The sequence below is a fragment of the Saccharothrix mutabilis subsp. mutabilis genome (genome assembly GCF_039521145.1).
GTDB classification, from domain to species: Bacteria; Actinomycetota; Actinomycetes; order Mycobacteriales; family Pseudonocardiaceae; genus Actinosynnema; species Actinosynnema mutabilis.
This window is the reverse complement of record NZ_BAAABU010000009.1, coordinates 231,881-250,748: the sequence shown is the minus strand read 5'-3', so window position 1 is coordinate 250,748 and position 18,868 is coordinate 231,881. Positions and strand designations below refer to the sequence as shown.

The following is an 18,868-nucleotide window of genomic DNA, read 5'->3' as shown; positions in this document are numbered from 1 at the left end:
GCAGATGTCGCAATCCACACCGAACCCGGAGGCCCTCCCTCATTCCAAGATCATCCGATCACGTGTCGCCCTGTTCACAACCTCTCCGGGCAGTACACCTAGGCGAGCGCGGCGGTCAGGGCGTTGCGCAGGACCCGGGACACCACCGGGTCCGCCAGCGCCCCGTTGAAGGTCAGCGAGCCCACCGCGAAGGCCCAGCCCGCGCCCCTGGTGAAGTGCACCATGTCCGCTCCCCCGGCCTGCGCGCCGCTCGCGATGACCGTCGCGCCCGCCAAGCCGCTCGGCGTGACGTCCATCTCCCAGCCCGCCGCCGCGCCGTTGACGCCCGTCTGCCCGAAGCTGTCGCCGGCGGCCACGCCGGTGCCCGCGAAGAAGGGGTGGTCGGGGACCGCCACCTGGTAGGGGGCGAAGGAGAACCACGAGTCGTCGGTGTAGGTGTTGCCGATGATCTCGTGAGCCGGCAGCCCGTGCGCCTCGTACGAGACGCGGTTGCCGAACGGGTCGCGGTGCACGGCCGTCGCGCCCCCGTCGGCGAGGTCCACCGGCTCGTAGAGCACGTTGCCGCCGGTGGAGACGACCCGCCCGCCGGCCTGCACGTAGTCGGCCAGCTTGGTGCGCATGGTCAGCGTCCAGTACTCGGGGTGGGTGCACAGGAGCAGCGCCTTGTAGCTGCCCAGCCAGTCGCCGAAGTGCAGGTCGACGTCCTGGTAGCAGTCGTAGGCGAAGGTGTTGGCCTTCAGCCAGCGCAGCAGGAGCAGGTCGCTGTACCACCGCGCGTTGACCCGCCCGGGGGCTTGGAGGACCGCGTCCGCCGGCCGCCTCAGGGTGATGTACCGGTTCGTGGGCACGATGTCCCAGGTGTACTGGCTGTGCCCGCCCCACGAGTTGTAGGCGTTGTGGGTCAGCGTCGGCAGCAGCACCGCCAGCTGCCGGGTCGGCGCGGCGGGCTTGACCACGAACGGCACTTGGCGGCGCATCCCCAGCGGCCCCGCCAGGGTGGCGGTGTAGAGCCCGCTCGACCACGAGGCCGGGATCGGCACGGTGACGTCGTCGGCCCACCCGCAGCCGGCGCGCCGGTAGCCGGCCTGGACGGGCTGGAGGCGGCCGGCGACGGTCACCGGTCCCCAGACGGTGGTGCCGCCGTCGGGCAGCGGCCCCTCCAACCGCTGCACCGTGAGCTGGTAGGAGCTGAAGGTCGAGGACACCTTGATCCCCACGCTGCCGCCCGTCGGCGTCGACAGCGCCGACGGGTAGCCCTGGAGGTTGGCCGTGCGGCACGTCGTCCACCCCGTGCCCACGGGGCGCCCGACACCGCCGTTGGCCCAGTTCGGCGTGCCGCCCAGCGGGATGTCGCGCCAGTTGACCAGCCGGAACCAGTTCAGCTCGTGGTCGGGCCCCGGCGGGGAGGCCCGGTCGATGAACACGGTGTAGAGCGAGCCGCCCTGGGCGATGAAGTCGCGCTGGTACTCGCCGGTCCAGCCGGTGCCGATGGGCACCGACACCCCTCCGTTGGCCCACGTCCCGCCGCCGTCGTGGCGCAGCCAGTGCAGCTCCTCGCCCTGCCGCACGCCGTACAGCACGCCACCCTGGTCGGCCACGAACTCGTGGAAGTGGCCGACGCCGCGCTTGATCAGCAGGGGTTGCCCGCCGTTCGCCCACGCGCCGCCGCCGGTGCTCCCGTCGCCCGCGAGGTAGCGGAACCAGTACAGGTCGCCGGAGCGGTCGGTCGCGTAGAAGATCCCGTCCCAGCCCCCGGTGATGCGGGGGTAGCGGTCGAACCCGACGCCGATGACCGCAGCGCCGCCCGGCGCCCACGTGCCGCTGTCGCGCAGGTACCGGTACCAGCGGACGGTGCCGTCCTCGGCGAAGCCGAACAGCTGGCCGTCGGCGGCGGCCAGCACGGTGGTGAACATGTGCCACCCGGCGTTGATCTGCACGCCGTTGCCGCCGTTGGCCCACTCCGCCGTCCCGGTCTGCCAGCCCAGGTGCCGGTAGAACAGCAGCCGTCCGTCGGCCTGGACGCTGTAGACCACGCCGTCGCCCCCCGGAACCATCCTGAGCTGCGACTGCTCCGGATCGATGGCCATCGTGACCTCCCCGCGATAGCCGGCGGGCCCCTGGCGCCGGCGCCGTCCCTCCACCGGTGGTGTCGTTCGCGCCGGACCACGGCGTTTCACATTCGGCTGAGGATGACCCGATCGGTCCACCGGCCGGCGAAGACGATCACCCGTGGCGCACGGGTAGGCTCCACCGGGGGTGCTTTGGGCGCCCGCGGCCGGCGACGCCGGCCACGACGGACCCATCCGGCGTATTCGACTGTGTACAGGACTGATGGCGTAGTGATTGACCTGAGCGGCAAGGTCGCCGTGGTGACCGGCGGGACCCAGGGCATCGGGCTGGCGACCGTGCGCGCGCTCGCCGAGGCGGGCGCGGCGGTGGTGCTCACCGGGCGCGACGAGGCACGGGCGAAACAAGCCGCGGCCGAGGTGGCGGCGGAGTTCGACGCGGACGTCACCGGCGCCCCGCTGGAGGTCACCGACAGCAAGGCGGTCGCCTCGCTGGTGCGCGGGGTGGCCAAGGAGCGCGGCCGGCTCGACGTCGTGGTGGCCAACGCGGGCGTCCTGGAGGACGCGCTGGTCGGCATGATCCGCGACGACCTGGTCGAGCGGATGCTGACCACGAACGTCGCGGGCACCATCTACACCGTCCAGGCCGCCGCGCGGGCGATGATGCGGCAGAAGTCCGGCGCGATCGTGGTGCTGGCGTCCATCGTCGGCGAGAAGGGCAGCGCGGGGCAGACGGCCTACGCCGCGTCCAAGGCGGCGGTGGGCAACATCGCCCGGTCGACGGCCAAGGAGCTGGGCCGCTACGGCATCCGGGTCAACGGCGTCGCGCCGGGCGTCATCGAGACCGCCATGACCGCCCACCTCGACGAGGGCATCATCAAGGGCCGGCTGGAGGACACCCCGCTGGGCCGCCTGGGTCAGGCCGAGGACGTGGCCAAGGCCATCCGGTTCCTGGCCAGCGACCAGGCGTCGTTCATCACCGGCCAGGTCCTGGGCGTCGACGGCGGTCTGGTGCTGTGACCGGCGGGCTCCTGCACCCGGGCGCGCGGCTGGTCGACGCGACCGACGGCCGGTCCTGGGCCGGCGCCGAGCTGGCCGCCGCGGTCGCGGCCGTGCCGCTCGACGACCTGCCCGCCGGCGTGCTGTTCGCCCGCACGTCGGTGGACGCGCCGAGCGTGCTGCGCTACCTGGCCGCGTTCGAGGCCGGCCGGCCGGTGGCGTTGCTGGACGCGGGCCAGGAGCGGGACGTGCTGCTGGGCCTGGTGGCCCGGTTCCGGCCGGCCGCCGTGCTGGGCGCCGACGGCGAGCCCCCGGAGGGCTACCGCGCGGGTGAGGTCGCCGGGCCCGCGTGGGTCCGCGTGGACGCCGGCGGTGTCGTGCCCCACCCCGACCTGGCGGTGCTGCTGCCGACCAGCGGGTCCACCGGCAACCCCAAGTTCGTGCGGCTGTCCCGCGCGGCCGTCCTGGCCAACGCCGAGGCCATCGCCGAGGTGCTGGGCATCGACTCGGCCGAGGTCGCGCCCACCAGCCTCCCGCTGCACTACAGCTACGGCATGTCGGTGCTCAACAGCCACCTGCTGCGCGGCGCGACCGTGGTCGTGGAGCCGAGCGGCGTCATGGGGCGGCCGTTCTGGCAGGCCGTGGACGAGCACGGGATCACCTCGCTGGCGGGTGTCCCGTACCACTACGAGATGCTGCGCCGGCTGCGGTTCGACCCGGCCCGGTACCCGTCGCTGCGCACCATCACCCAGGCGGGCGGCAAGCTGCGCGACGACCTGGTGGTCGAGTTCAACGACAAGATGCGCGCCGTCGGCGGACGCATGTTCGTCATGTACGGCCAGACCGAGGCCGCGCCCCGGATGGCCACCGTGCCCGCCGAACGGCTGGCCGACAAGATCGGCTCGGCCGGTCCGGCGCTGCCCGGCGGGGCGTTCGCCGTCCGCCTGGAGGACGGCACCGAGACCACCGAGGCCGGCGTCGTCGGCGAAGTGCTCTACCGCGGCCCGAACGTGATGATGGGCTACGCCGAGGGCGAGGACGAGCTGGCGCTGGGCGACGTCACCGGCGGGGTGCTGGAGACCGGCGACCTGGGTCGGCTCGACGCGGACGGGTACCTCTACATCACCGGGCGGCTCAAGCGGATCGGCAAGGTGTTCGGCAACCGCGTCAGCCTGGACGACCTGGAGCAGGCCGTCCGCGCGGGCGCTCCGGACGGGATCGGTGCCGCCGCCGCGGTGCCCGCGGGCGACAAGGTCGTCGTCTGGCTGGAGAAGGCCGCCGACGCGGACCGCAAGGCGGTCGCGAAGGCGCTCTCCGAGAAGCTGCGCCTGCACGTGAGCGGGTTCGACGTGCGGGCGATCGACGTCCTGCCGCTGCTGCCCAGCGGCAAGGTGGACTACCGCGCACTGGAGGGTCGGGCGTGACGGCGACTGTCGAAGGCGTGTTCGGGCTGTCGCAGGCGGACCGCGAGGCCGCGCTGCTGCCCGCGCTGACCGAGCTGACCGAGCACCACCGCGCGCACTGCGAGGCGTACGACCGCATCCTCGCCTCGATGGACGTGCCGCGCGAGTTCGACTCGATCGAGCGGCTGCCGTGGCTGCCGGTCCGGATGTTCAAGCACCACGTGCTCAAGTCGGTGCCCGACGACGAGGTCTTCAAGGTCCTGACCTCCTCGGGCACCACGGGCGCCGAGGTCTCGCGCATCTACCTCGACCGGGAGGCCGCGGCGGACCAGCCCCGCTACCTGGGCCGGACGCTGCGCGCCGTCCTGGGCGACCAGCGGCTGCCGATGCTCATGGTCGACACCATCGGCATCATCAAGAACCGCCGCTCGTTCTCCGCGCGCGGCGCGGGTGTGCTCGGCATGGCCAACTTCGGCCGCAAGCACGTCTACGCGCTGGACGAGAACGACAAGCCCGACGTCGAGGCCATCAAGGGCTTCCTCGCCGCGCACGGCGACCAGCCCTTCCTGATCTTCGGCTTCACCTTCATGGTGTGGCAGTACCTCTACGAGGTCGCCCGCGAGCACAAGCTCGACCTGTCCAACGGCATCCTCATCCACTCGGGCGGCTGGAAGAAGCTGATCGACCGGGCCGTGGACAACGCCGAGTTCCGCCGCCGGTTCGCCGCCGACACGGGCCTGACCCGCATCCACAACTACTACGGCATGGTCGAGCAGCTCGGCACCGTGTTCGTCGAGGGCCCGTCGGGGAACTCCCTGTACTGCCCGGACTTCGCCGACGTGGTCATCCGCGACCCGGAGACGTGGGCCGAGCAACCGGTCGGCGTGCCCGGCGTCATCGAGGTGGTCAGCACGGTGCCGCGGTCCTACCCGGGCCACGTCCTGCTCACCGAGGACCTGGGCGTCGTGCACGGCGTCGACGACGGCGACTGGCCGGGCAAGCGGTTCTCCGTGCTCGGCCGACTGCCCCGCGCGGAAGCGCGCGGGTGCTCGGACACGTTCAGCGGAGGTGCGGCGTGAAGGTGGCCCAGCGCTTCCCCGAGGGCGCGGAGATCGAGGTCGCGGACCTGCTCGACGAGCTGGCCGCGGCCGACCGGCTGACCGTCGGCGACCCCCGCGTCGTCGACTTCCTGGTGCGCTTCGCCCGCAAGCTCCTCGCACCCGCCGTGGCCCGCCGCTACCCCGAGCTGGCCTCGCTCGGGTTCTTCCTGCGCCGCGGCGAGATCGCCAAGGTCCTGGCGCGGCTGGAGGGCGGCGAGGACGAGCTGCGGTTCCCGCGCGGCCTGGTGTTCCACGTGCCGCCGGCCAACGTCGACACGATCTTCGTGTACTCGTGGGCGCTGTCGGCGCTGGCGGGCAACCCGAACGTCGTCCGGATCTCCTCCCGCTCGGCGGGCGCCGCCGAGGTCGTGCTGGAGGCGCTGAACGAGTCGCTGGGCGAGGCCGACCCGATCATCGCCCGGACCCAGCGGATGATCACCTACGGCCGGGACGACGCGGTGACCGCCGCCCTGTCCGCCGCGTGCGAGCTGCGCGTCATCTGGGGCGGCGACGCCTCGGTGAACGCGCTGCGCGCCCACCCGCTCAAGCCCTCCGCCCGCGACCTGACCTTCCCGGACCGCGCCTCGTTCGCGGCCGTGTCCGTCGCCGGCTGGCTGGCCGCCTCGCCGGAGCAGCGCCGGGACGCCGTGGTCGGGTTCTACAACGACTCGTACTGGTTCGACCAGGCCGCCTGCTCGTCCCCGCGCACCCTGTTCTGGGTCGGGGACCGGGACGCCGCCCGCGCCGCGCGCGACGAGTTCCGCACGCTGCTCGCCGAGGTCGTGGCCGCCAAGGGTTTCGTCGTGGAGCCCGCGATGGCGGTGCAGAAGCGGGTGTCCGCCTACGGCGTCGCCGCCGAGGGCCTGGCCGACCGCATCCGGTTCGACGGCAACGGCGTGGCCACGCTGGAGCTGGTCGAGCCCTCCGCCGTCCCCCGCGAGTGGCTGGGCGTCGGCACGTTCCCCCAGGGCGACCTCGCGGAGCTGACCGACCTGGCGGCGTTCGCGGGCCGCAAGGACCAGACCCTGAGCGTGTTCGGCTTCGACCGGGCCGAGCTGCTCGAACTCGCCCACCGGCTCGGTGGCCGGGGCATCGACCGGATCGTGCCGTTCGGGTCGGCGTTGAGCTTCGCCGCCATCTGGGACGGCTACGACCTGCCGGCGGAGTTCAGCCGGCTGACCACCGTCACCACCTGACATGTCCCACAGCGCCCACCGCGGAGACCCCATGACGACCGTCGACACCGAACCGACCGTCGGCACAACGCCCGCCAAGAGCTTGAAGTCGCAGCTCCTGAACTGGGCCCGCCGGCTGCTGGTGCTGGTGGTGGTCGTGGCGGCCGGCTACCAGCTCGCCACGAACTGGTCCGAGGTGTGGGGCACGATCAGCGGCATCGCCTGGCAGTCCGCGGTGCTCAGCCAGGTCGCGGTCGTCGTGTCCATCGTGTTCGGCGTCCTCGGCTGGCAGACGATGGTGGACGACCTGGGCAAGCCGATCGGCGTGCTGCGCGGCGCGCAGATCAACCTGGTCGGCCTGCTGGGCAAGTACGTCCCCGGCTCGCTGTGGGCGTACGTGCTCCAGATGGAACTGGGCCGCAAGGCCGGTCTCGCGCGGGCACGCGTGTTCACCGCCGCGCTGGTGCAGGTGGGCGTGTCCATCGTGGTGTCGCTGCTGCTCGGCGCGGCGGCGCTGCCCGTGCTGATGGACGAGACGCCAGAGGCGGTGTGGCTGTTCGCGCTGCTGCCGTTCGGCCTCGTGGCGCTGCACCCGCGCGTCCTGACCTGGGCCACCTCGCTCGTGCTCAGGGTCCTGCGCCGCCCGCCGCTGGACCACCGGCTCAAGTGGTCCACGGTCGGCAAGGTCTTCGGCTACGCCGTGCTGGGCTTCGGCTTCCAGGGCCTGCACCTGTGGCTGCTGGCGAACTCCGTCGGCGCACCCGGCTTCGGCGGCCTGGTGCTCTGCGTCGGCGCGATGGCGCTGGCCATGACCATCGGCCTGTTCTTCTTCATCATGCCCGCCGGCGCCGGCGCCCGTGAGCTGGTCATGGCCGCCGTGCTCGTGGCCAGCGGCATCGAGCCGGTGCAGGCCGGCGCGTTCGCCGTCGCGTCCCGGGTGATGTTCATCGTGGCCGACCTCCTGACCGCCGGCGCGGCGGCCGGCCTGGCGCACTGGCGCAAGCCGGCCGCAGCCCCCGCGGCCGACTAGCGACCGCCCAGGGCCCTAGAACCAGCGCTCCAGCACGAGGGCGACGCCGTCCTCGGAGTGCGAGGCGGTGACCTCGTCGGCCACCGCGAGCACCTCGGGGTGGCCGTTGGCCATCGCCACGCCGTGCCCGGCCCACCGCAGCATCGGCACGTCGTTGGGCATGTCGCCGAACGCCACCACGTCGGCCGCCTCGACCCCCAGCCGTTGGGCCGCGTCGGCGAGGCCGGTGGCCTTCGTGACCGCCCGAGCGGACAGCTCGATCAGACCCGCGTCGGTCGAGTAGGTGACGCACACGTCGTCGCCGGCCAGCGGCGCCAGCGCCCGCGCCATCTCACCGCTGGTCATCCCGGGGTGCCTGACCAGCAGTTTCACCGCCGGGTGCCCCAGCACCTCGGCCCGGTCGCGCGCGTGGTGGTCGCTGAACGCCCAGGCGTGGCGGTAGGCGTGCTCGGCGACGAACGGGGCCAGGGTGCTGCCGGGGGACTCCGGGACCCGCTCCGCGGCCACGGTGCTGCCGGGCATCAGGTGGTCGAGTTCGTGCGCCAGGTCGGCCAGCCGCACCGGGTCGAGCGTCCGCGTCCACAGCACCCGGTCCGCGCCGATGTCGTAGAGCACCGCGCCGTTGGCGCACACCGCCAGGCCCGTGGTCCCCGCGGCCCGCGCGACCTCGTGGAGCCAGCGCGGCGGGCGGCCGGTCACCAGCACCAGCGGCACGCCGGCGGCCCCCGCCCGGCGCACGGCGGCGGCGGTGCGCGGGCTCACCCGCTCGTCCGGTCCCAGCAGCGTTCCGTCGACGTCCGAGGCGATCAGGCGAGGTGTCTCCACCACCCCATCCTGCCTCGCCCCGGTGAACCGGGCACGGACGCCTCGTTACTGTCTGCGGTGTGCGCGTGGGCATCGTCATCCTTCCCGAGGACCGCTGGTGGATCGCCGAGCCGAAGTGGCGGGCGGCCGAGGAGTACGGGTTCGCCCACGCCTGGACGTGCGATCGCCTGGGCGGCGGCGGCGCGGACGCGCCGTGGTTCTCGGCGGTGCCCACGCTGACCGCCGCCGCCGCGGTCACCTCGACGATCCGGCTCGGCACGCTCGTCTCGACGCCCGAGCACCGCCACCCGGTGCCCTTCGCCCGCGACCTGCTCACCCTGGACGACCTGTCCGACGGCCGGATCACCCTGGGCCTGGGCGCGGGCCGCGGCGAGGACGAGGCGCTGCTGGGCGGTGACCCGCCGACCGCCGGGCAGCGCCTCGACCGGTTCACCGAGTTCGTCACCGCGCTCGACCGGCTGCTGGCGCAGGACCGCACGACGTGGAACGGGGAGCGCTACGCGGCGGTGGACGTCGGCAGCGCCCCCGGCTGCGTCCAACGGCCCCGCCTGCCGTTCACGATCGCCGCCACCGGGCCGCGCGCGCTGGCCGTGGCGGCGGCGTTCGGCACCGGCTGGGTCACCACCGGCGCCGCCGCCGAGGACGACGACGCCTGGTGGACCGGCGTCGCCGCGCTGGCCCGCCGCTTCGACGCCGCGCTGGCCGCCGCCGACCGGCCCCGCGCCCGCGTGGACCGGCACCTCGTGCTCGACGCCGCGCCGGTGTACTCCCTGTCCAGCGTCGAGCGGTTCCGGGACGCCGCCGGCCGCGCGGCCGAGCTGGGGTTCACCGACGTCGTCGTGCACTGGCCGCGGGGCGACGGCCCCTACGCCGGCCGCGAAGCGGTGGTCGAGCGGGTGGCCGAGGAGGTCCTGCCGGAACTGGCGGCCGGGTGACCTGCCGCCCGGCGCGCCCACCCGATCTGCGAGGATGCCGCGGGCCGGCGTCCGGCTCCCGCTTCCCGACCGAAAGCGCGCCATGAGAGAAGCAGCAACTCTCCTCGCCGCCCTCGCGGTGGTGTTGTCGCCCGGTGCGGCGCTGGTGGCGGCGGTCGGTGTGCGCAGGCCCGTCTGGTTCGCCGGTCTCGCGCCGGCCGCGTCGGTCGGCGTCGCCACCCTCGTCGGCATGGCGTGCGCGCTGCTCGGCGTCCGGTACGGGATCGTGCCGCTGGCTGTCGCCACCGCGTTGCTGCTGGTCGTGGCGGTCGTCGTGCACCGCCGCCGCCCCCGGCCCCGCCCCCGGCTCCGCGGCGCGGCCGTGCTCGCCGGACCGCTCGTCGCGCTCGCCGGGATCGCCCTCGGGCTGCGGACCTGGCTGTCCGGCCTGGCCGGCGACCTGTCCACCCCGCCGCAGGAGCACGACACCATCGTGCACAGCGAACTGGTCGCCTACATCGCGCGGACCGGGCGCGGCGCGGTGTGGCAGCTGTTGCCGGTCGACCTGCTCGACGGCGCCCCGGTGAGCTTCTACCCCTCCGGGATGCACCTGCTGTCCGCCACCACCGGCGACCTCACCGGCGGCCCGGTCCGCGGGCTCAACGGCGTCACCGTCGTGCTGCTGGTGCTGGGCTTGGCGCTGTCGGTGGCGGCGCTCGCGGCCACCGCCGCCCGGCGCGCCCGCCTGGGCGTGCCCGCGACGCTGATGGCCGCCGGGGTCGCGGTCCTGGTGGCGGTCGGGATGCAGGCCCCCACCATCACGCTGGCCGCGCAGGGCGGCATCCTGCCCAACGCCGCCTCGCTGGCCCTGGCCCCCGGGTTCGTCGCGGCCCTGCTGACCCTGCGCCGCGGCGACCGGCTCGCGGCCCTCCCCGTGGCGGTCGCCGCGGTCGGGCTGGTCGCGCTGCACCCCAGCGCGGTGATGACCGTCGGCGTCACGCTCGTGGCGTGGTGGATCGGCGACCTGGCGACCCGCGGCGGCCTCGCCCGGCTGCGCGGCCAGGTGGTCCCGCTCGCGCTGGTCGGAGGGCTGACCGTCCTGCTCGGCGCGCCCCTGCTCGCCCAGCTCGTGGGCCAGACCGCCACGCGCACCGCGGCCTTCGCCCCCGACGTCTCCGCCACCACCCTGCCCAGCGCGCTGCGCCACACCCTCGCGCTGCCGCTGACCGGCTACCTGCCCCAGTACCAGGACCGCGTCCAGTTCGCCGTGGTGGTGCTCGCCGCCGTCGCGGCGGTGGTCCTCCTCGCGACCCGCAGGGCGCTCGGGCTGCTCACCGCGCTCGCCGCGTGGGCGGCGGTGTCGGTCGCGATGCTCGTCAGCCCCGGCAGCGGACCGGAAGCCCTGGTCACGGGCTTCTTCTACAACTCCTTCGTCCGCGTCCGCACCCACGTGCACCTGCTCGTGCCGACGCTCGTCGGGGTGGGGCTGCTCGTCCTGGCGTCCCTGGTCGCCGCCCGCCTGCGCCGCCTGGGACCCGTCCGCCGCGGACCACTGCCCGCGCCGGCCGTCGCCGCCGTGCTGGTGCTCCTCGGCGCCACCGCGTACGCCGTCGGGCCGAGCCGCGGGTACGCCGACGTCAACGCGCACTACCTCGCCAGCCGCTACGGCCACCCCGACATCGACCGGGTCGGAGCCGACGACCGCGCGGCGTTCGATTTCCTGAACGGGCGGGTCGGCCCCGGCGAACGCGTCATGAACTCCGCCAACGACGGCTCCACATATCTTTACGTCGACAAGGGCATTCCGGTGGTCAACACCGTCGCGATGGGGTTCGAGCGCGCGCCCTACACCTATCGCCTGCTCCAGCGCTTCAACCAATACCCGAATGATCGGGAAATCCGTCGCCTGGTGCTCGAACTGCACATCACCTGGGTCTACGTGGACGCCGCGCCGCCGGCGATCTGGGCCTCCGGCTCGCCCGGCAACTGGGCCGGGACCGGCGTCTTCACCACCGCGCCCGGCCTCACCGCCCTCGCCGGGCTGCCCGGCCTGACCGAGGAGTTCCGCAGCGGCCAAGTCCGCGTGTACCGACTCGACCGAGCCACCGTCGAACACCTCGACGGTTGAAATGCCACAAACAAGTGACCGCCCGTCACGTCCCACAGCCGATCGGGGGCGGTTCGGGGCGGCACCCGTCCCACCGGTAAGGTGAAACTTCGTGAGCTTCGCAGGATATGACCTGATCGTGGTCGGTTCCGGGTTCTACGGCCTGACCGTCGCCGAGCGTGCCGCCAGCCAGTTGGACAAGCGGGTGCTGGTCCTGGAGCGCCGTGAGCACATCGGCGGCAACGCCTACTCCGAGGCCGAACCGGAGACGGGGATCGAGGTGCACCGCTACGGCGCGCACCTGTTCCACACCTCGAACAAGCGGGTCTGGGACTACGTCAACCAGTTCACCGAGTTCACCGGCTACCAGCACCGGGTCTTCGCGATGCACAACGGTGTCGCCTACCAGTTCCCGATGGGACTCGGCCTGATCACCCAGTTCCTCGGCAAGTACCTGTCGCCGGACGAGGCCCGCGCCTGGGTCGCCGAGCAGGCCTCCGAGATCGACTCCAAGGACGCCACCAACCTGGAGGAGAAGGCGATCTCGCTGATCGGCCGCCCCCTCTACGAGGCGTTCGTGCGCGACTACACCGCGAAGCAGTGGCAGACCGACCCCAAGGAGCTGCCGGCGGCGGTCATCAGCCGGCTCCCCGTCCGGTACACGTTCGACAACCGGTACTTCAACGACACGTACGAGGGCCTCCCCAAGGACGGCTACACGGCGTGGCTGAAGAACATGGCCGACCACCCGAACATCGAGGTCCGCCTCAACGTCGACTTCTTCGACGTCAAGGACGAGATCCCCGAGGGGACCCCCGTCGTCTACACCGGCCCCGTGGACCGGTACTTCGACTACGCCGAGGGTCGGCTGGGCTGGCGCACCCTGGACTTCGAGCAGGAGGTGCTGCCGACCGGCGACTTCCAGGGCACCCCGGTGATGAACTACAACGACGCGGACGTGCCGTTCACCCGCATCCACGAGTTCCGCCACTTCCACCCGGAGCGCGAGTACCCGAACGACAAGACGGTCATCGTCCGCGAGTTCTCCCGGTTCGCCAAGGAGGACGACGAGCCGTACTACCCGATCAACACCGCCGACGACCGCGCCAAGCTGGAGCGGTACCGCGAGCTGGCCAAGAAGGAGGCGGCCGAGCGGAACGTGCTGTTCGGCGGCCGTCTGGGCACCTACAAGTACCTGGACATGCACATGGCGATCGGGTCGGCTCTGACCGCGTTCGACAACAAGATCGCGGCGCACCTGACCGACGGCGCGCCGCTCGACGGCAGCCTGGACTAGCCGCCCGACCGGCGATCCGGCCGTACCGCGTCGTCCCGGTGGCGACGCGGTATGGTCGCTGATACCACCAGACCGCCCCGGCCCTCACGCCCGGTGGTCGTCCGTACTCGACGTCGAACCCCATGCCGCGGGTTTCCCGGAGGAAAGCACGTGACCGAGCACAGCTCCAGTGGCGCCATCGACCCGAGCAAGGTGCTCCAGCGGATCATCCTGCCGCGGGACGAGGACCCGCTGGACGTCCGCCCGCTGTACCTGGACGAACCCGAGAACGTGCACTCGCACGTCTCCTCGCGCCGGTCGGTGACCGTGCCGACCTCGGCCAAGGTCTCGTTCGCGTCCTACTTCAACGCCTTCCCCGCGAGCTACTGGAAGCGCTGGACCGTCGTCGACGAGGTCGTGCTCCGGATGCGCGTGCGCGGCTCCGGCCGGATCGACGTGTACCGCTCCAAGCCCAACGGCGACACCATCCACCTCGACGGCCGCCCCATCCGGGTGACCGGGGAGGCGGAGCCCGTCGAGTTCACCGTCGGCCTCAAGCCCTTCGAGGACGGTGGCTGGATCTGGTTCGACGTCTTCACCGACGACTCCTCGCTGGAGATCGTCGAGGCCGCGTGGACCACCGACCGAGAGCTGCCGCGGCAGAAGGTCGCCATCGGCATGACCACGATGCGGCCGGTCGACGCCGTCATCGCGCTGCGCGCCCTCGGCGAGGACCCGGCCGTGCTGGACGTCGTGGAGAAGGTCTTCGTCGCCGACCAGGGGCCGGTGAAGGTCCGCGACACCGAGGGCTACGCCGAGGCCGTCAAGGTCCTCGGCGACAAGCTGGAGGTCATCGAGCAGGACAACCTCGGCGGCTCCGGCGGCTTCACCCGCGGCCTGTACGAGGCGATCGAGCACACCGACGCCGCCCAGATCATGCTCATGGACGACGACATCCGCCTGGAGCCGGACGCCGTCCTGCGCTCCAACGCGTTCGCCCGCGCGGCGGCGCAGCCGGTCATCGTCGGCAGCCACATGCTCAACCTCCAGGCCCGCGCCCGGCTGCACAGCATGGGCGAGGTCGTGGACCTGGCCTCCGGTTACTGGCGGCCGGCACCCGGCGCGGTCACCGACCACGACTTCAGCGAGGAGTCGCTGCGCGAGACCGAGGAACTGCACCTGCGCATCAACGCCACCTACAACGGCTGGTGGATGTGCCTGTTCCCGCGCGAGGTCGTGCTGCGCACCGGCTACCCGCTGCCGCTGTTCATCAAGTGGGACGACGCCGAGTACTCGCTGCGCGCCCTGGAGAACGGCTTCCCGACGGTGTCGCTGCCCGGCTCGGCGGTGTGGCACATGCCGTGGACGGACAAGAACGACGCCACCGACTGGCAGGCCTACTTCCACACCCGCAACCGGCTGGTGATGGCGGCCCTGCACAGCCCGTACGACATCCGGTCGACGCTGGTCAAGCAGGGCATGAAGCTCACCCTGCGGCACCTGCTGTCGATGGAGTACTCCACCGTGGCCGTGCAGCAGAAGGCCCTGGAGGACTTCATGGCCGGGCCGTCGCGGCTGTTCGACTCGCTGCGCACGGCGCTGCCGGAGATCCAGGCGCTGCGCAAGCAGTACCCGGACGCCCAGGTGCTGCCGTCGGCCCGCGAGTTCCCGCCGCCCACGTTCGACATGGTGCGCGCGGAGGCGATGCTGAAGCCGCCGACGAACCCGGCGACGATCGCCGCCGAGGCGGCCAAGGCGCTGGTGCACAACCTGCGCGCGCCCGAGGAGTCGACCACGCAGCGCCCGCAGATCAACGTGCCGGCCACCAACGCCCGCTGGTTCCTGCTCGGCAACCTGGACAGCGCCACGGTGTCCAACGCCGACGGCAGCGGTGTCGCGTTCCGCAAGCGCGACCCGAAGGAGTTCCGCAAGCTGATGGCCCGCGCGGCGCGCAACTACCGCCGGCTCGGCCAGGAGTGGCCGCGGCTCAAGCAGGTCTACCGCGACGCGCTGCCTGAGCTGACCGCCGCCGAGTCGTGGCGGAAGGTCTTCGAGAACTGATCGACCCCGCAACGCCGCAGTGGCGCCTTCCCCGAACCCGGGGGAGGCGCCACTGGCTTTCCTCCAGCCGCGCACCGCGGCAGGGCACTCAGGCGAAGTGCGCGGCGACGACGTGGCTGAAGTTCACGACGAACTCGCCGCCGTCCTCGGTCGCGATCGCCTGGGTGTGCCCGTTGCGCACGATCTGCACCAGCCTCGGCGCGAGGTCTTCGATCGTCTCCGGGCTCAACCTGAGGCTGATGGGGTTGCTGTTGGCCGCGAGGTGCAGCACCAGTGATTTCGGCGTTTCGCTCATGTGCCCAGGCTGGCCCGGCCGCACCCCGGTCACAACGCCGGTTCGCCCGCCGCTGATCCGCTGCCGGCGGAATCCCCGCGGGGCCTCCGACAGCGGATCAGCGGCGGGTCGGCGTGGCTAACGGGTGCCCGCGGCGAGACCGTTCGACGCCACGCGCACGTCGGCGTTCACCGAGGACCGCTGGGTCACCGACGGCGGGTTGACGTCCCGCAGCTGCCGGATGACGTAGAGCGGGCGCTTCCGGGCGTCGTCACCGGCCCGGTAGACGTACTGGCCCAGCATGCCGATGCAGCCGAGCTGCACGCCGCCGACGAAGAACACGCCGCTGAGCACCAGCGCCACCGTGCTCGGGGCGGACAGCGTGACCAGCGCGACCACCAGCGTCGCCAGCGCGCCCACGAACCCGAGCGCGCTGAACAGCACGCCCAACAGCAGGGTCAGGAACACCGGCATGGCGGAGAACCCGACGAACGAGTCGAACACCAGCTTGATCTTCTTGCTGGTGGTCCACTTGCTTTGCGACGCGGGCCGCGGGCGCTGCTCGAACGACAGGGTCGTCTGCCGGAAGCCCGACCAGGCGACCAGCGCGAGGATGTTGCGGTTCAGCTCCGGCATCGCGTTGACCACGTCGATGACCGGTCGGCTGACCAGCATCTGCGACGGGCCTTCCTTCGGGTAGCTCGCCGGCAGCTCCGAGTGCTTGGCGAAGAAGTCGTTGAACTTCAGCGCCAGCTTGTTGGCCAGGCCCTTGGGCATGGCGCGCACCGACCGGATCGCCCACACGATGTCGTTGCCGGCACGCCACTCGTCCAGGAAGCGGCCGATCACCTCCAGCGGCTCCTGGAGGTCGGCGCTGAGGGTGATGGCGCAGTCGCCGCGGCACAGCGCGAAGCCCGCGCTCACCCCGGCGTGCGACCCGAAGTTGCGGGAGAAGGACGCCACGCGCGCCACGTCGTCCTCGCCGAGCGCGGCGATGAACAGGTCGGCGGTGTTGTCGGTCGAGCCGTCGTCGACCAGCACGATCTCGAAGTCCACGTCGGGCTGCGAGCGGCGGATCTGGTGGAACAGCTCGACCGTGCCCGCCACGTTCGGAGCCTCGTCGTAGGCCGGAACGATGATCGAGACGAGCGGGCGTCGGGTGGAGTCGCTCATGTCTGCCTTCAAGTCTGCTTGGCGGGTCACTGCTGTTCTCCTGCTCCGACGGGCAGCGGAGCCTGCTCGCCGGACTTCCCGGCTTCCGGCCGGTCGGTGGTGGGTTCGTCGCGCTTGCGCCTGCGCCGCCCGACCACGTCGGCGACCCCGAGCACCAGCGTGATGAGCAGACCCGCGGCACCGCTGATCAGGCCGGCGCCCAGGCCGGGCATCACCCAGTCGAGCTTGAGGGTGCCGCTGTCGACGCCGGCGGGCAGGTCCACGGTCACCAGACCGGCCGGCCCGAGCCGCACCGGGACCGCCTTGCCGTCGATGGTGGCCTCGTAGCCCGGCCACGCGAGCCGCGCGAACACCAGCGAACCGCCGTCGGCCCCGCTGAACCGCACTTCCTCGGCCACGTCACCGGTCATCCGGTCGGACTCGATCCGCACGCCGGAGGGAGCCGACGACAGCCTGCCGCCGGAGTAGGGCAGCGGGTCGACCCGCTCCCACACCACGACCCGGTTCGTGGACTCGGCCTTGCGCCAGCCGGCGGGCGCCGGGAAGTCCCGGGTGTCGATCAGGGTGTTCTGCACGACCACGGTCTGCGCGCGCAGCAGGTCGGCCAGCGGCCGGTCCGCGCCCGCCGGGGTCTTCCACAGCGACGACCACGCCTCGGGGCACCAGGTGCTGCCCTGGTAGGCGGTGCACATGGCGGCGTCCATCGCGTTGAAGCCCACGCCGCTGTAGGCGGTGAGCGTCTCCACGCCCGCGAGGCTGTAGTTGCTGCCGAAGGTCAGGTCGCGGTACGCGCCGTCCGGGTGCTTGTCGTTCGGGTCGACCTTGCCCAGGTCCGCGATCTGGATCGTCATGCCCTCGTAGCGCTTGCTGAACCGCTCCTCCAGCAGCTTCTCGCTGGTGGGGAACCGGTAGTCGGTGACGCTGTAGTTGCCGGGGAACCAGTAGAGCTGGGCGGCCAGGAACGCCAGCGTGCCGACGGCCATCACCGCGAAGCCCTTGAACCGGTCCACACCGACCTTGACCAGCAGCACCACCATCACGGCGACCAGCACCGCGGTCACGGTCTGGCGGCGGTCGGTGGAGGGCAGCGCGGCCCACCCGAGGTAGCCGCCGACGGCCACGATCGCCAGCGACGCGATCATCCGCGCGCGGAACCCGGTGCGCTGGAGCCCCTGGCTCGCCACGACGGCCCAACCGACCACCAGCGGCAGGAACAGGAACGGCACCAGCCGCATCGGCCACCGGAACACGCTGAGCTGCGACGGGCCGAGCACGAGCAGGGTGTAGGCGGCCGTGTAGAAGTACAGCCCCATCAGCTCGCGGCGGCGTTCCTTCAGCACGCGCCAGCGCAGCCACGGCACCAGCGGCAGGACGAACCACGCGAGGTACAGCGCCGGGAACGTCGGGGTCAGGCCGCTCCAGATGTTGACCATCGGCTGGAGCGCCGGGTTGCTCATCGCCAGGAAGTCCTGGAGCTGCGGCGCGAGGAAGCCGTCGTTCAGGGTCCGGCTGTCGCGGCGGTAGCTGACCGACGCGGTGAGCGCGAACGGCAGGTAGACGATGACGTTGAGCAGCACGACGGCCGCGCCCGCGGCCATCAGGTTCAGCACCCGCTTGCGGTCGAAGACCAGCCACGCCTCGATCATCACCGCGAGGATGCACAGACCCATGCTGACCAGCTCGTACGGGTTGCCGGTCGTGCACGCCAGGTACCCGGCGACGACGACCCACACCGCGGACTTGCCGGCCCGGGCGGTGCGCCGCGCGGTCCACCACACGTACGGCATGAACCCGTAGGTGATGATGCCGTTGATCCAGGAGGTGCCGTCCATGAACAGGACGTAGCCCGACAGCGGGATGGCGGCGCCGACGGCGGCGGCCACCCACGGCTTGGCCCCGTACTCGCGGGCGAGCAGGTAGGTGCCGAGCGAGAACATCACCAGGAAGACCAGCTTGACCACGGTGATGGCGACGGCGACGTTGTCGATGCGCTCGGTGAGGATCGCCAGCAGCACCTCGACCGGGTTCCACATGCCCGTGGCGACCTCGGCCGCGAAGTTGCCGCCGCGCCACATGTCCAGTTCGAGCAGCGGGAACCGGCCCTGGCCGATGGCCTCGCCCATCCGCTGCCACACCGGAACGGCGACCGCGGCGGTGTCGTCCCAGTAGTAGAAGACGCTGTTGCGGTACAGCGGCATCGCCGCCCCGAGCAACACCAGCCCGATCATGGTCAGCGGGGGCGTTAGCCGCCCGGCCCGGCCCGGCCGCTGGTCGCCCTCGGCGGGGCGCGTCACCGCGGCGGTCATCTCGACCAACCGTCGGCGGACGGCCGAAACGTCGTGTTCGTGAGGAACATGACCACTCCACGGGGTGTGCGTTGGACGATCGGGCACAGCTCCCACCGCGTGTGGACGGCCCGCGACAACTTCGACGGGCACTCTAGCGGGTCCGCGGTACCGCTCTTG

14 protein-coding genes are annotated in these 18,868 nt (G+C 72.2%); 9 read left to right on the top strand and 5 right to left on the bottom strand.

Annotated features, from left to right (window positions below):
* Nucleotides 1–98 precede the first annotated feature (98 nt).
* The gene (locus ABD126_RS21900; protein ID WP_343935729.1) at nt 99–2,087 is read right to left on the bottom strand and encodes a N,N-dimethylformamidase beta subunit family domain-containing protein; all 1,989 of its coding nucleotides are present in this window, start codon (nt 2,085–2,087) and stop codon (nt 99–101) included.
* 252 nt (nt 2,088–2,339) lie between these two features.
* Between ABD126_RS21900 and ABD126_RS21895 the strand changes: the two genes are divergently transcribed.
* From ABD126_RS21895 to ABD126_RS21875, 5 genes are read left to right on the top strand one after another with little or no spacing between them, the layout of a single operon-like run.
* On the top strand, nt 2,340–3,086 hold the full coding sequence (locus ABD126_RS21895; RefSeq protein ID WP_425542856.1) for an SDR family NAD(P)-dependent oxidoreductase: 747 nt from the start codon (nt 2,340–2,342) through the stop codon (nt 3,084–3,086).
* Nucleotides 3,083–4,489, top strand: a complete 1,407-nt coding sequence (locus ABD126_RS21890; RefSeq protein ID WP_343935728.1) for an AMP-binding protein — start codon at nt 3,083–3,085, stop codon at nt 4,487–4,489. Before ABD126_RS21895 ends, ABD126_RS21890 begins: the two co-directional genes overlap by 4 nt.
* A complete protein-coding gene (locus ABD126_RS21885) occupies nt 4,486–5,547 on the top strand; it encodes a LuxE/PaaK family acyltransferase (RefSeq protein WP_343935727.1) in 1,062 nt (353 codons plus the stop codon). Before ABD126_RS21890 ends, ABD126_RS21885 begins: the two co-directional genes overlap by 4 nt.
* Nucleotides 5,544–6,764 (top strand): acyl-CoA reductase, encoded by a 1,221-nt coding sequence (locus tag ABD126_RS21880; protein WP_343935726.1) that lies wholly within the window; start codon nt 5,544–5,546, stop codon nt 6,762–6,764. The genes ABD126_RS21885 and ABD126_RS21880 overlap by 4 nt, the downstream gene beginning before the upstream one ends.
* Nucleotides 6,765–6,795: 31 nt before the next feature.
* Entirely contained in the window at nt 6,796–7,773 is a 978-nt protein-coding gene (locus ABD126_RS21875) for a lysylphosphatidylglycerol synthase transmembrane domain-containing protein (protein WP_343935725.1), read from the top strand.
* A gap of 15 nt (nt 7,774–7,788) precedes the next feature.
* Here the strand turns inward: ABD126_RS21875 and ABD126_RS21870 are convergent, their stop codons facing one another.
* Entirely contained in the window at nt 7,789–8,598 is an 810-nt protein-coding gene (locus ABD126_RS21870) for an HAD family hydrolase (RefSeq protein WP_343935724.1), read from the bottom strand.
* A gap of 59 nt (nt 8,599–8,657) precedes the next feature.
* On the opposite strand from ABD126_RS21870, the gene ABD126_RS21865 reads away from it, so the two are divergent.
* The 4 genes from ABD126_RS21865 (at nt 8,658) to ABD126_RS21850 (ending at nt 14,956) form a co-directional block, all read left to right on the top strand.
* Entirely contained in the window at nt 8,658–9,533 is an 876-nt protein-coding gene (locus ABD126_RS21865) for an LLM class flavin-dependent oxidoreductase (protein ID WP_343935723.1), read from the top strand.
* An 82-nt stretch (nt 9,534–9,615) separates the two neighbouring features.
* Complete coding sequence (locus ABD126_RS21860) at nt 9,616–11,640, top strand: DUF6541 family protein (RefSeq protein WP_343935722.1); 2,025 nt, start codon at nt 9,616–9,618, stop codon at nt 11,638–11,640.
* A 91-nt stretch (nt 11,641–11,731) separates the two neighbouring features.
* Nucleotides 11,732–12,916, top strand: coding sequence for a UDP-galactopyranose mutase (gene glf, locus ABD126_RS21855; protein WP_343935721.1), 1,185 nt, complete (start codon nt 11,732–11,734; stop codon nt 12,914–12,916).
* Nucleotides 12,917–13,066: 150 nt separating this feature from the next.
* Complete coding sequence (locus tag ABD126_RS21850) at nt 13,067–14,956, top strand: glycosyltransferase (RefSeq protein ID WP_343935720.1); 1,890 nt, start codon at nt 13,067–13,069, stop codon at nt 14,954–14,956.
* An 88-nt stretch (nt 14,957–15,044) separates the two neighbouring features.
* On the opposite strand, the gene ABD126_RS21845 is transcribed toward ABD126_RS21850, so the two are convergent.
* The 3 genes from ABD126_RS21845 to ABD126_RS21835 all read right to left on the bottom strand — a co-directional run bounded on the left by ABD126_RS21845 (nt 15,045) and on the right by ABD126_RS21835 (nt 18,709).
* The gene (locus tag ABD126_RS21845) at nt 15,045–15,251 is read right to left on the bottom strand and encodes a hypothetical protein (protein ID WP_343935719.1); all 207 of its coding nucleotides are present in this window, start codon (nt 15,249–15,251) and stop codon (nt 15,045–15,047) included.
* A 117-nt stretch (nt 15,252–15,368) separates the two neighbouring features.
* Entirely contained in the window at nt 15,369–16,403 is a 1,035-nt protein-coding gene (locus tag ABD126_RS21840) for a glycosyltransferase family 2 protein (protein WP_343935718.1), read from the bottom strand.
* A 26-nt stretch (nt 16,404–16,429) separates the two neighbouring features.
* The gene (locus ABD126_RS21835) at nt 16,430–18,709 is read right to left on the bottom strand and encodes a hypothetical protein (RefSeq protein WP_343935717.1); all 2,280 of its coding nucleotides are present in this window, start codon (nt 18,707–18,709) and stop codon (nt 16,430–16,432) included.
* Nucleotides 18,710–18,868 lie beyond the last annotated feature (159 nt).